At 61.0% G+C, this 13335-nt stretch carries 9 protein-coding genes; 3 read left to right on the plus strand and 6 right to left on the minus strand.

Annotation, left to right across the window (positions count from 1 at the left end):
* Positions 1–12: 12 nt before the first annotated feature.
* Together G5168_RS03695 and G5168_RS03700 are read left to right on the plus strand one after the other, a co-directional pair.
* Positions 13–2046, plus strand: coding sequence for a M13 family metallopeptidase (locus G5168_RS03695; RefSeq protein WP_421251861.1), 2034 nt, complete (start codon positions 13–15; stop codon positions 2044–2046).
* Between the two features lie 58 nt (positions 2047–2104).
* A complete protein-coding gene (locus G5168_RS03700; RefSeq protein WP_005358797.1) occupies positions 2105–2548 on the plus strand; it encodes a PliI family lysozyme inhibitor of I-type lysozyme in 444 nt (147 codons plus the stop codon).
* A gap of 76 nt (positions 2549–2624) precedes the next feature.
* On the opposite strand, the gene pdxY is transcribed toward G5168_RS03700, so the two are convergent.
* From pdxY to G5168_RS03730, 6 genes are all read right to left on the minus strand, one after another.
* Positions 2625–3485, minus strand: a complete 861-nt coding sequence (gene pdxY, locus G5168_RS03705; protein WP_421251862.1) for a pyridoxal kinase PdxY — start codon at positions 3483–3485, stop codon at positions 2625–2627.
* Between the two features lie 71 nt (positions 3486–3556).
* The gene (locus G5168_RS03710; RefSeq protein WP_005349824.1) at positions 3557–5689 is read right to left on the minus strand and encodes a lysine decarboxylase CadA; all 2133 of its coding nucleotides are present in this window, start codon (positions 5687–5689) and stop codon (positions 3557–3559) included.
* Positions 5690–5766: 77 nt separating this feature from the next.
* A complete protein-coding gene (cadB, locus tag G5168_RS03715; protein ID WP_069554518.1) occupies positions 5767–7101 on the minus strand; it encodes a cadaverine/lysine antiporter in 1335 nt (444 codons plus the stop codon).
* Between the two features lie 756 nt (positions 7102–7857).
* On the minus strand, positions 7858–9411 hold the full coding sequence (gene cadC / locus G5168_RS03720; protein WP_204479934.1) for a lysine decarboxylation/transport transcriptional activator CadC: 1554 nt from the start codon (positions 9409–9411) through the stop codon (positions 7858–7860).
* 392 nt (positions 9412–9803) lie between these two features.
* Positions 9804–11084, minus strand: coding sequence for an L-methionine/branched-chain amino acid transporter (gene yjeH / locus G5168_RS03725; protein ID WP_421251863.1), 1281 nt, complete (start codon positions 11082–11084; stop codon positions 9804–9806).
* Between the two features lie 101 nt (positions 11085–11185).
* Positions 11186–12085: a LysR family transcriptional regulator gene (locus tag G5168_RS03730; protein ID WP_421251864.1), complete on the minus strand. Its 900-nt coding sequence runs from the start codon at positions 12083–12085 to the stop codon at positions 11186–11188.
* A 155-nt stretch (positions 12086–12240) separates the two neighbouring features.
* On the opposite strand from G5168_RS03730, the gene G5168_RS03735 reads away from it, so the two are divergent.
* Positions 12241–13269 carry an MBL fold metallo-hydrolase gene (locus G5168_RS03735; protein ID WP_216949498.1) on the plus strand — a complete coding sequence of 343 codons (1029 nt, stop codon included), beginning with the start codon at positions 12241–12243 and terminating at the stop codon, positions 13267–13269.
* Positions 13270–13335: the final 66 nt, after the last annotated feature.

Consider the following 13335-nt stretch of genomic DNA (forward strand, 5'->3'; position numbering starts at 1 on the left):
GAATCAAACAAGATGAACAATAAGAAAAGCTTACTGGCCGGCCTGATTGGACTGGCCCTGCTGGCTGGCTGCAGTCAGGTACCGCAAGACTCCCCCAAACACTCCGGGCTGGCGCTGGCCAATATGGACACTCAGGTCAAACCCGGCGATGACTTCTTCCGCTACGTCAATGGCAAGTGGCTCGCCACCGCCAAGATCCCAGACGATCGCCCCGCCGATGGCGCCTTCTACATGCTGCGGGACAAATCCCTCGCCGATGTGCGGGTGCTGGTCGAGGGACTGGCCAAGCAGGAGGCCGCCACCGGCACACCGACCCAGCAGATCCGCGATCTCTACGCCAGCTATCTGGATCAGGCAAGCCGTGACGCCAAGGGGCTCACCCCGCTGGCACCGGCGCTGGCCGACATCGATCGGATCGGTGATCAGGCCGCACTGGCCCGTGCCTTTGCCCAGTCGGGCCGCATGGGCGGCGGCGCGCCGTTTGGCATCTGGATCGACGCCGATGCCAAGTCCCCCGACCGCTATGTGGTCTACCTCTATCAAGGTGGACTGGGGCTGCCGGACCGGGACTACTACCTCAAGCAGGATCCCGAGAGTCAGGCCCTGCGCCAGAAGTACCAGCAGCATATCGCCGCCATGCTGAGCCGCCTCGGGGAATCTGACCCGAGCGGCAAGGCCAAACGGATTCTGGCCCTCGAAACCCGGCTCGCCACCATCCAGTGGGACAACGTGGCCCTGCGGGATCGGGAGAAGAACTACAACAAGCGCCCCGCCAGCGAACTGGCACGGCTCGCCCCCCATCTCGACTGGCAGGCCTATCTGAACGCCGCGGGCATTGCTGGCCAGCCGGAGCTCATCATCGGTCAGCCGACCTATCTGAGCGCGCTGGATCAGGTGATGGCCCAGACCCCCATCGCCGACTGGCAGGCCTACCTCAAGTGGCAACTGCTGACCGACTACGCACCCTATCTCGACAGCGAGACCGACCGCGCCAACTTCGCCTTCTACGGCACCACATTGAGCGGCACGCCCAAGCAGCGCGCCAGCTGGGAGCGGGCGCTCGGGGTGCTGAACGATCATCTGGGTGAAGCGGTCGGCCAGCTCTATGTGGCCCGCTACTTCCCGCCAGCAGCCAAGGAGCGGATGGAACAGCTGGTGGAGAACCTGCGCACCGCCTACGGCCAGAGCATCAAGGAACTCGACTGGATGTCGCCCGAGACCAAGGCACAGGCACTCGAGAAGCTGGCCAAGTTCCGCCCCAAGATCGGCTACCCCGACAAGTGGAAGGATTACAGCGCCATCGCCATCAAACCGGATGATCTGGTGGGCAACCTGCAACGCTCGCAAGCCTTTGAATACGCAGACAGTCTGGCGCGCCTCGGCAAGCCGGTCGACCGGGACGAATGGCACATGTCGCCGCAAACGGTGAACGCCTACTACAACCCGAGCAACAACGAGATCGTCTTCCCGGCGGCCATTTTGCAGCCCCCCTTCTTCGACATGACGGCGGATGATGCGGTCAACTACGGCGCCATCGGCGGGGTCATTGGTCACGAGATGGGCCACGGTTTTGATGATCAGGGGGCCAAATCCGACGGCGACGGCATGATGCGCGACTGGTGGACGCCGCAGGATCTCAAGGAGTTCCGCTTTCGCACCAGCCGTCTGGTGGCCCAGTACAACCGCTTCGAGCCCATCAACGGCCAGTTCGTCAACGGCCAGTTTACCCTGGGGGAGAACATCGGTGATCTGGGCGGCCTAACCATAGCCCACAAGGCCTACGAGCTGTCGCTCGATGGCAAGGAGGCACCGGTGCTGGATGGCTTCACCGGCGAACAGCGCTTCTTCCTCGGCTGGGCGCAGGTGTGGAAGGGGATGTATCGCCCCGAGCTGATGCAGATGCTGCTGCGCTCCGACCCCCACTCACCGCCCGAGTACCGGGTCAACGGCGTGGTGCCGAACATTCCCGCCTTCTACGAGGCATTCAACATCCAGCCGGGTGACAAACTCTATCTACCGCCCCAGAAGCGGGTGAAGATCTGGTAGCAACATCACGGCGGGCTCCCCGGGAGCCCGCACTCAAGAGACAGCAAGAGGTTGCAAGATGAACAGAGCATTGATGATGGCGGGGCTGCTGGCCCTGCCGCTGGCGGCACAAGCACAAGCCGAAGAGGGATTTAGCAAGCAACTGACCCTCCCCTCCGGGCAGGTGATCCGGGTGGCGCAGGGGGCCGGTGAGCCCGCCTCCATCGGCAGCTATGACGTGCGGCTCTATTCGGGCCAGAACGCCCAATTTCCACTGGATGAGTTTCAGGATGGCAAGGTGATGGCCCGCAACGGCTTTATCCGGGAGCTGAAACTGGTCGATTTGAATGGCGACAAACAGCCCGAGCTGGTGGTCATCATCGAGAGCGCCGGCAGCGGCAGCTATCAGGATGCCGATGCCTACACCGTCAGTCCGCAAGGGGAGCTGGAGATCTTCAATCAGGTCAAGGAGCTGGAGCCCAAAGAGGATGTGGTCAAGGCGCTCAAAAGCCCGCAGGACTAAGCCCTCTCCCCGAATCTGAAATATAAAAAGCCCTGATGATCAGGGCTTTGTTGTTTCTTCTGTGCGCGTAACCAGCTCAGAGGCGGGTCGCCCGAATGGAGACCTGCGGCAGCGCCATCTCGTGCTGGGCCGCCACCAGTTGCAGCTCGTAGGCCCCCGTCAGCCAGGTACGAGCCAGCACCGCATCGACACTGGCATTGGTGCGCTCGAACGCCACCACCGGTGTGAAGCCGGCCAGCAGATTGGCCAGCATGGTGGCGCTTAGCAGATCCCCGACCCCGATGGGGTGGCGAGCAAAGGGGTAGAGCGGGCGCGAGAGGTGAAACGCCCCCTCCTCGCACACCAGCAGCATCTCGAAGCGATCCATGGCAAAGCCGGCCTTGCCCAGATGTTTCACCAGCACCATCTTGACCCCCTGCTCCCGCAGCTGCTGGCACGCCGCCAGCGCCTGTGAGACATTGCCGATATCGCGACCGGTCAGCTGCTCCAGCTCCAGCAGGTTGGGGGCCAGCAGGTCGGCGCGGGGCAAGGCCCGCTCCCGGAAAAAGTCGGTGACGCCGGGCGCCACTATGCACCCCTTGTCCGGATGACCCATCACGGGATCGCAGAAGTAGAGGGCGCCTGGATTGCACGCCTTGAGCCGGGCCACCGCTGCCAGGATCTCCTCCCCCTGCTCGGCCGAGCCGAGATAGCCGCTGAGCAGCGCATCGCACTGGGCCAGCACGCCAATCTCCGCCAGCCCATCCACCAGCTGGGCGATATGGCCCGCCGGCATCACCATCCCCTGCCACCCCTCACTGTACTGGGTGTGGTTGGAGAACTGCACCGTGTTCATCGGCCACACCTCGATGCCGAGGCGACGCATGGGAAAGACGGCGGCACTGTTGCCGGCACAGCCAAAGACCACATGGGATTGAATGGAGAGCACTCGCTTCATGATGACTCACGCAAGAAAAGAGAAATTCCGGAGGGAAAAACGGGCCTTGCGGCCCGTTGTTGTCACTGTGATTAACGCAGCACCTTGACGGTGTAGCTGCCATCGGCCTGACGATAGAGGCCGTGGATGTCGGTCTCGAAGCCCGGGTAGTGGGCACCGATCTCGCACAGCATCTCGAGGAACTCGAGCACCGGCAGAGAATCCTGGGTCACCATCTCGCCCGGCAGAACCAGCGGTACTCCCGGCGGGTACGGCAGGATCATGTTGGCGCTGATGCGGTCAACCATGTCACGCAGCGGCACTTCCACCACGTTGCCGGCCAGCTCTTGCTGCCATGCGGCGTGCGGAGTCATCTTCATCTCCGGCAGTACGTCGAACGCCTTGAACATCAGCTCCGGCAGACGGTACTTGCTGGTCAGCTCGTGAATGCGCTGCGCCAGCTCCTGGATGCGCATCCCTTCGTAGAAGCTCGGGTCTTCACGATAGAGGCTCGGCAGGATGCTCTTGATGGTCAGGTTCAGATCGTAACCACGCTTGAACTCGGTCAGGGCACGCAGCAGCTGCATCGCCTTGGACTGATCGATACCAATGGAGAAGAGGAACAGCATGTTGTAGGGGCCGGTCTTCTCGACCACGATGCCGCGCTCGTCCAGGAACTTGGAGACCAGGGAGGCAGGGATGCCCTTCTCCAGCAGCTGGCCGTCACGGCCCATACCCGGTGTCAGCAGAGTGACCTTGATCGGATCCAGGTACATGTGGTTGTCATCGATGTCCTTGAAGCCGTGCCAGTCATCTTTCGGATCCAGCTTCCAGCACTCGACGGTGTCGATGTTGTCCGGCTGCCATACGTCGAAGAACCAGCCTTCGCTCTGATCACGCAGACGCTTGATCTCTTTGCGGAAGGAGATGGCGCGATCGATGGAGTCCTTGATCAGACGCTTGCCGGTGTTGCCACGCATCATGGCAGCAGAGATCTCGGTAGAGGCCACGATGCCGTACTGCGGCGAGGTGGAGGTGTGCATCATGAAGGCTTCGTTGAAGGTCTCTTCCTCCACGTCACCCTTGATGTGGATCATCGAGGCCTGGGAGAAGGCCGCCAGCAGCTTGTGGGTGGACTGGGTTTCGTAGAACACCTTGCCCGGCATCGCTTCGCCGCTCATGCCGCACTTGCCTTCATAGATCGGGCTGAAGTTGGTGTAAGGCACCCAGGCACTGTCGAAGTGGATGTAAGGAGTATCCAGACTCTCCTTGATGAAGCCGGTGTTGTAGAGCAGGCCATCATAGGTGGAGTTGGTGACTACGGCGTAACGGGGAGCCTGAGCACCCGGTGTCGCGGCAACCTTGGCTGCGATGGTGTCGCGGCTGAATTCGCTCTGCGGGATACCACCCAGAATGCCGTAGGCGTTGCGGGTCGGACGGAAATAGATCGGCGTCACGTCGTTCATCATCATCAGGTGAGTGAGCGACTTGTGGCAGTTGCGGTCAACCAGCACTGTGCTGCCGGCCGGCGCTGAATACATGCCGACGATCTTGTTGGCAGTGGAGGTGCCGTTGGTAACGATATAGGAGCGATCGGCGTTGAAGGTACGGGCGATGTACTCTTCGGCTTCCTTGTGCGGACCTGAGTGATCCAGCAGGGAGCCCAGCTCCGGCATGGAGATGGAGACGTCAGCCTTGAACGCGTTCGGGCCGTAGAAGTCATAGAAGATGCTGCCGGCCGGGCTCATCTGGAAGGCGGTACCACCCATGTGACCCGGAGTACAGAAGGTGTATTTACCCTCTTCCACGTACTTGAACAGTGCCTTGGTGAACGGCGGCAGGATGGCGTCCTGATACTCCTGAGTGGCCTGCCCCATCTTGAGGGCGATGTCGTCAGCCATGCCGAGACGGTACTCGAAGAAATGGACGTTCAGACGCAGGTCGGTCAGGTGAATGTCCAGGGTGGACTGGTCGTTGGCGAAGGCGAAGATCGGCAGCTTCTCGTTGCGATCGTGGATCTCCTTGCACAGACCCAGAGAGTATTTGTCCCAGTCGAAGATGGCGCCGCAAACGCGGGGGTTCTTCTCAATCAGCTTCAGCAGGTCGGCGACGTCGACCGGATAAACAACCTCGAAACCCTTGCGCTCTAGGGAGGCTTGCAGCTGGCGAATGGGCTCTTCTTTAAAGAAAACGCCGAGGTGGTTGAGGATGGCAATGATATTCATCGTAATGCTCCACACGTAAAGGGGCGCTCTCCATCAGGGATGGTGAGTGAAGAGCGCTCGGAAGATAAAAGGGGAAATCAGTTGCTGGGTTGTTCGTTCAGCAGGGCATCGTGCTGACGCAGACCCAGTTTTTTGGCGTAGAACATCAGGATGATGAGCGACACCACGAAGGTAGCTGTGAGGTTGGAACCCTTGGCACCCATCAGGGCTACCAGACAGAAGACGCAGGCCACACCGGAGAAGATCATGGCGCCGATGCTGCGGGAGGTCATACCTTCAAAGCGGATCAGGTTAATGCTGGAGTAGAAGTAGGGCAGCATGGTCAGCAGCACCGCATCTGTGGTCAGCACATTGAAGAGGTCGGCAGCGTGGGCAGACTGGGAGGTGAAGGCGGTCAGGCCAATCATCAGGGCAGTCATCTTCAGGGAGCCCAGGATCAGACCCTTCTTGGCCACGCCGTTCTTGTCCACTTCACCGTAGATTTTCGGGAAGTTGCCGTCGTTGGCGGCACGCTTGCCCGCCTCGCCTACCAGCATCATCCAGGAACCGAGCGAGGTGAAGCAGGCCAGAGCGGTGAAGGCAGAGACAAACGGTGCAGACCAGCTACCGAAGATGGCGGAAGAGGCCATGGCAAACGGGGCGCCGGAAGCAGCCACTTCACCGGCCGGGAACATGCCGCTGATCACCTGGGTAGAGAGGATGTAGATAACACCCGCGATACCGGTACCCAGCATGGTGGCGAGCGGTACGGTGCGCTTGGGATTCTTCACCATGCCGGAGGAGACGGCGGCAGATTCAACACCGACGAAAGACCAGAGGCAGATCAGCACGGCGCTGATGACCGCATGCAGGTCGCTGCCACTGGTGGTGTTCCAGTTCTGGCTGTAGACGGTGGCATCAAAATGACCCCAGCCCATCACCGCAGTACCGACAACCGGCAGCAGGATCAGCACCAGACCCAGGGTACAGAGTCGGCTCACCCAGCTACCGCCAAGCAGGTTGACGAAGGTGAAGATCCAGACGGCAGCGATGGTGGCTGCGGCGGCCGGAATTGGGCTGTTGAGAATGGGGAAGAAGACCGAGAGGTAGGAGACGCCGGTAATGGCGATGGCCAGGTTACCGATCCAGTTAGCGTGGTAATAAAGCACACCGGTCTGGAAACCGAACACCGGAGAGATCTCGCCAGCGTAAGCAATGGGGCCACCCTCTTGCGGGTTCTTGGTAGCAAGGCGGGCGAAGACAAAGGCGAGGCCCATGGCGCCTACCAGACAGATTGCCCAGCTAAAGACAGAGATGGAGCCGATGGTGGCCAGTGCCGAAGGCAGCAGCGCAATACCACTCCCCATCATGTTGCCGGCCACCACACCTGTACAGGCGATAAGGCCAATCTTCTTGCTCGTATCTAGGGACATAAGATCTCCGGTTCTATAAAAGGTCGGGTCGTCACATACACATTTGGCGGAACGCCCCGCCAAAGAATGGGCACAGACTAGGCCTCTCATCCCCGGAAAACATAAAGACCAGCTAACGGATAAAAATATGAGCCAACTTTTTTCGCTGTCTCATTATTTTTGATAAAAACCATTTAAAAACAGTCAATTGACATCAGGTCACACCGCCACCTTGATAAAACCTTGATATCCTTCCGCCCCATTTTGGCCCCTTGATAACCCCCTTATCTCGCCGTCTTGATATTTTTGACCAGATAAACCCGGGATAAAGCAGCTCCCATTGCGCCCACTCCCCTTGTAACCATCCGAACGCCCTTTGGGTCATAACCCTAAGTGGCCGCTCACCTCCTGCTTTCCCCTTCGCTCGGCTCATCACAATCCAAACTCAGAGGTAAAGCGCAACGGCGATAACCGGTCAGCAATGAGAAATGGGTCGAGACAGACAGCTTATCCCGCCGCCAACCATGAGCAGATGTCACAAGCTGCGTGCGCGGCGTGAAGCCGAACAAACGCGAGAGCCGCGAATGCCGCGGGCAAGACAAAGGCAGATGTAGATAGTGGGGAGCTGCGGGGGATAAATCGGGCCGTACCAGAGCGACTATCTCCGGTGGCAAACAAGCAGGATTGAGACAAGCAGAAACCGCACAGGCCGCCCGAAGACAGCCTGTGGATGGGGTCGGCAACCGCGCCGACCGGGGGAAACCCAACACTGCGGAGTTAGAAGAGCTTCACCTTGCTCTGGCCCAGCGCATTGAACAGAGCCGGGGTGAGGCTCTCCATATTGCTGTAGAAACCGAGCTGCTGGCAGAGCAGATAAGTCTGCTCGGTCGCCTCCATCAGAAAGGCCTGACTGTAGGCATCACCCGCCGCCTCGGGGCGACCATCCAGCTCCGCCAGCTTGCCCTGCAGTATGTAATAGAGCACCGAGCGGCCGCGACTCGCCGCCTTCTCCAGCAGATAGTTGGCCTGCTGTTGCTGGCCGTTGAGGATCGCCTGCAGGGTCAACGCCTCCCACACCCGAGCAGGGAGAGCACCGCTGTTTTGCACCACGCTGGCGAGATGAGTGCCAATCCCCTGCAGCCGCTCGCTCTCGGATTTGCCCGCCAGGGTGGCCAGCGCCTCGCCCGCCAGATAGCGCTCCGCCAACAGCAGCGGCTGATCCGGATGGGCAATCAGCGCCTGCTCCAGCAGATCAATCCCACGCTTGAGGGCGACCGGATCCCGGCTGTTGATGTAGTACTGCGCCTCCATCATCGCCATCAGGGAGGCATCATCGGTCGGCCAGCCCATCCCCGGCTCGGCATCGGGTTGGTCTAGGGCGCGCAGCAGATCCTGGCTGCTCGACTGCAACACGCCGTGCACACTGTGGCGACTGAGCTGGTACTGATGGCTGAACAGCACCCGGTTGGTGTTGATATTGCGATACTCCAGATCGAGATAGGTGCCACGGGGCTGGCGGGTGACCCGCACACTCAGCTCCTTGCCGGGCATGATGCCCCCCATCAGAGTGGTGGCACCATACTGCACCCGCAGCGGCGTAGCCACGGCCACCTCCCCCATCAGGGCGCGGGTAATGCCATCGGCGAGGCGCACGTTCTCGTTGTTGTCATCCATACCGGAGTGGAAGCGGAACACCAGCAGATTGGGATCCAGCATGGCGTGTACCTGGGGGCTGGTGTGCTGGTAGCTGAGCATGCTGACAATGGCGATCAGCACGATGGCAACGAAGATATCGAAACTCACCATCTTCCAGCGGCTGCGGGCATCCTTGGCATGGGTAGAGATGGCGCGGGTCAGGGGCCCGGCGGGAAAAGGGGCGACATTGGGCTGTGCATCATCATCCTGCTCAGCCACGGGCGGGCTCAGATCGGAGAGCGTCGGGTTGTCGGAGAGAGCGGTATTGACCGCGGGCGCGGGCTGCTCGTCCGCCATCACCACGGAAACCACCTGCAACGGCCGCACCGGTGCCACCAGCTTGTAGCCGCGCTTGGGTACGGTGACGATATAGTCGGTCGCATCGGTGCGACCATCTTTGAGGATCTTGCGCAGTTCGAAGATGGACTGGGTCACTACCTGATCGGTCACCTCGGCGCCATCCCACACCTCGTTGATCAGGGCATCGCGGCCAAACACGGTGCCGGCATTGTGGGCCAGAAACCGCAACAGATTGACCAGTCTGGGTTCGAGGTAGACCTCACGGTCGGGGCGACACAACATGTTGTCGTCAACGCTCAGGGTCCAGTCGTGGATCTCAAAAACCGATTCGCTCATGATTCACTCGCTGCAGATGGTGACAATGCACGATGAGAGAGACGCAAAACCCGGGCTGACTGAACGGAACAAGGCGCTATCACTACAGGTGACAGATAAAAAGAGAACCGAAGCAATCACATCTCTGAGAGTCAGTCTGGCCAGGCCATCCTGTTTACGTCTGAAGGGCATCCTTGCGGGCATTCCGACCACCGGGATCGGAAGGGATCACTTTAAGCAAAACGGGAGCTGGATCCCACTTTTTTTGGCTATAAATCGCCGTTGAGTTGATCCGACACCGCACTTTTCGGCAAATAGCATGCCAACTAGTATTCATATGAACATTCCATATGCCGGAATCAAAAAGCCCTGAACATCAGGGCTTTCTCATTTCTTCGACAATCGGGGAGACGTTACTTCGCCAGCGGGAGCGCATCCTGCTGACGACTGCGGCGCAGATGACGCCGCCACAACGAGAAGCCGCCGTAGCCAAGACTGAGCACCACCGCATAGAGCACCTGAGTGGAGAGTGCCACCAGCACCAGAGCGCAGAGCAGTACGCTCACGCCCGCCAGTCCCTTGCCCACCCCGCCGAGCAGACGCCAGCCCGCCGCCATGCAGAGCAGGTAGACCAGCACGAAGTTGCCGTTGGCGTAGCGGATCAGCTCATCGAGCGGCAGTCGCAACCAGATGATGAGGGTGATGCAGAGCAGACAGATGGCGAGCACTAGGCCGAGCGCCCGCAGCGGCGCGCCGCGCGCGGTGAGCACGGCCAGCGAGGGGGGCAACTTGCCTTCCCGCGCCATGCTCCAAATAAGCCGGGCAAAGCCCTGAATGTAGATGTTGATGCTGGCAAAACAGGATAGGTAGCCGAGCACCGCCACCAGCCACTTGGCGGTGGGGCCGAACAGCAGCGCCAGCAGGGAGGGGATGGCGGTGGCGTTTTTCGCCTCATCGCCGTAGAGGCCATATTTGAGCACCACCAGCGAGTGCCCCCAGTAGATAAGCCCCGCCAGCAGCACCCCGCCGAGCAGGGCGATGGGGTAGTCCCGCTCCGGCCGCTTGAACTCCTCACCCATATGGGCGAAGGCTTCCAGCCCGACGAAACACCAGAACATCACCGCCAGCGCGGTGGCCATAGGGGGCCACTCATCCGCGCTAGGCAGCGGCCGGGCCGCATCGCGCCAGCTCACCTCCCCCTTGAACCAGATCAGCAGGGTGAGCCCCAAAATGGCGAGCGCAATCAGCAGTTGCAGATTGCCGGAGGAGCGCGCCCCGCGCAGCCCCAGCAGGAATACCCCGAGCAGGGTCAGCAGCTGGATGGCCCAGAGGGTCCACTCCCCCATCTCGAACAGGGCATGCCAGAAGCCGGCGGCAATCATCAGGGCGGCAGGCAGCCCCACCGGCAGCACAGCCAGAAACAGGAAGGCGGAGAAGCGCTCGGCGCCGTTGCCAAAGGCGAGGCCAATCAGGTGCGGCGCGCCGCCCGCATGGGGATAGCGACGGCCGAGGCGAGCGAAGGTAAAGGCGATGGGCAGCACCAGCGCAATCAGCAGCAACCAGGCCCAGAGCGAGGCCCCGCCCGCCAGCGAGGCGGCAGTCGCCGGTACCACGAAGATCCCGGTGCCGAGCAGCGAGGTGGCGAGCAGCCCCATCCCCTGCCAGAGCCCGAGATCCTTTTTCAACCCAGACATATCCTTTTGTCCCGACTAGAAAAACATCCCGCCATGTTAGGCCTGCTCCGCCCCTTTGTTAAGCACGATGGTTAAGCGTGGCGGCGAAAATATGCAGCCTTTTATTCAGGCTCGGACTCAGCTTGCAGAGATTCGGCCAGAAAATCCCCCAGCAGGGTGATCTTGAGCACCTGCCGCCGCGCCGCCGGATAGATGAAGTAGAGGGTCTTGGCCGGGCTCTGATAGCGACCAAGCAGCGGCAGCAGACGCCCCGCAGCGATATGCTCACGCACCTGTTCGGCGGGCTGCAAGGTGATGCCAGCCCCCGAGAGCGCAGCCGTCAACAAGGCTGGCCAGTGATTGATGCGCAGGCGCGAGGCTACCCGCACCTCCTCGCTCTGACCATCGCCCCCGACAAACTGCCAGCGCTCGTGCTCCCCCCAGTTGCCGTGCAGGCACTGGTGGCGAGCGAGATCGGCCGGATGACGGGGTACGCCGTGGCGATTGAGGTAGTCGGGGGCCGCGCAGAGACGGTAGTGCTGGGTCAGCAGCGGACGGGCAATGAATGCCTCATCCTGCGGGCGCAGGGTGCGAATGGCGGCATCGAATCCCTCCTCCACCAGATCGACCCAGCGGGGGGTGAGCTGCAGATCCAGATCCAGCATGGGGTAGCGGTCGAGAAAAGCGGGCAGCAGCGGCACCAGCCGGTGGTGGCCAAAGCTGAGGGGAGCGGCGATGCGCAGCCGTCCGGCCGGCTCGGCCAGCAGGTTCTGGGTGAGCGACTCGGTCAGTGCCAGCTCCTCCAGTACCCGCTGGCAGCGAGCGAGAAAAAGCTGGCCCAGCTCTGTCAGGGTCTGCTGGCGGGTGGTCTTGTGAAACAGCTTGCCCCCCAGCCACTGCTCCAGTCCCAGCACATGCTTGCCCACCATCTGGGCGCTGATCCCCTCTTCGCTCGCCACCGCGCTGTAGGAGCCGAGATCCACCACCCGGATGAAGATACGCATGCTGGTCAATCGGTCCACAACCCCTCCTTTTTGCCCGTTTCAAGGCCGTTTGGCCCGCGACCAGGGCCCTGATTCACAACCAAAAGTTTAGTAAGAAATGGATTTTAGCCAATTTATTCAACTTTTAGTTACCAATACAGTGATGCCATCCCTCCCCCACAGGATAAATTCCCATGAAAAGCACCTATCTGGCCGCCCTGCTGGTCGGTCTACTGGCGAGCGGCGCCAGTCAGGCTGCCGAGAGCAGCTTTATCAGCAACCACGACCATGCCCCTGCCTCAGCAACTCAAGCCCGGCCCGATATCTTTCGGGTCAGCCTGCTCGGCACCGGCACTCCGGTGCCCCAGATCAGCCGGGGCGGCTACAGCACTCTGGTCGAGGCGGGCAACCAGAAGCTGGTGTTCGATTTTGGCCGCAACTCCGCCACTCGCCTGTGGCAGCTGCATATCCCCATCGGCCGGGTCAACGCCTTCTTCCTTACCCACTTTCACTCAGACCACACCAACGGGCTGGCGGATCTCTGGCTGACCGGCTGGCTACAACCGGCCTATGGCCAGCGCCACGCGCCGATGGAACTCTACGGCCCCAAAGGCACCACAGCTCTCGCCCGTGGCTTGCAGCAGGCCTACGCCACCGACATCGCGACCCGGGTCAAGGATGAGGGAACGCCTCTGGACGGGGTGGAGATCAACAGCCACGAGGTCACCGCCGGGGTGGTCTACAACCATGACGGGGTCAAGGTAACCGCCTTTGACAACGACCACGGGGTCAACATCAAGCCGTCATTCGGCTATCGCATCGACTATCACGGCCACAGCGTGGTGCTCTCCGGCGATACCCGCTACAGCCCCGAAGTGGTGAAGCAGGCCAAAGGGGCCGATCTGCTGGTGCACTGCGTCTCCATGACCTCTGCCGAGCAGATGAAGGCCAACCCCGGCTACAAGGCGATCGCCGGTCACCTCGCCTCCCCCGAGCAGGCGGCCCGGGTAATGAACGAAGCCAAACCGGCGCTGACCGTGTTCAGCCATATCGGCCTCAACGGCAAGATCAGGGTCAAAGATCTGGCGCAGGATCTGCGTGCCCGCTACTCGGGCCCCTTTGTCATCGGCAACGACCTGATGCAGATTGATCTGCCCACCACGGCCTCCGGCAAGGGCTACGCCCTCTGGCAGTCGGAGAATATCGACAATGCCCAATCCTGAATCCCGGCCATAAAAAAGCCGCCTCTTGCGAGGCGGCTTCTTCATTCAACTTGGTAACCGACGTTA

Origin of the sequence: Aeromonas sp. 600724 (genome assembly GCF_049175135.1) — a bacterium.
GTDB classification, from domain to species: Bacteria; Pseudomonadota; Gammaproteobacteria; order Enterobacterales; family Aeromonadaceae; genus Aeromonas; species Aeromonas veronii_A.

Bases quoted from the DNA above. Each gene is read 5' to 3' on its own strand.
- G5168_RS03695 (WP_421251861.1), top strand. From the start codon at position 13: ATGAACAATAAGAAAAGCTTACTGGCCGGCCTGATTGGACTGGCCCTG.
- G5168_RS03700 (WP_005358797.1), top strand. From the start codon at position 2,105: ATGAACAGAGCATTGATGATGGCGGGGCTGCTGGCCCTGCCGCTGGCG.
- pdxY (WP_421251862.1), bottom strand. From the start codon at position 3,485: ATGAAGCGAGTGCTCTCCATTCAATCCCATGTGGTCTTTGGCTGTGCC.
- G5168_RS03710 (WP_005349824.1), bottom strand. From the start codon at position 5,689: ATGAATATCATTGCCATCCTCAACCACCTCGGCGTTTTCTTTAAAGAA.
- cadB (WP_069554518.1), bottom strand. From the start codon at position 7,101: ATGTCCCTAGATACGAGCAAGAAGATTGGCCTTATCGCCTGTACAGGT.
- cadC (WP_204479934.1), bottom strand. From the start codon at position 9,411: ATGAGCGAATCGGTTTTTGAGATCCACGACTGGACCCTGAGCGTTGAC.
- yjeH (WP_421251863.1), bottom strand. From the start codon at position 11,084: ATGTCTGGGTTGAAAAAGGATCTCGGGCTCTGGCAGGGGATGGGGCTG.
- G5168_RS03735 (WP_216949498.1), top strand. From the start codon at position 12,241: ATGAAAAGCACCTATCTGGCCGCCCTGCTGGTCGGTCTACTGGCGAGC.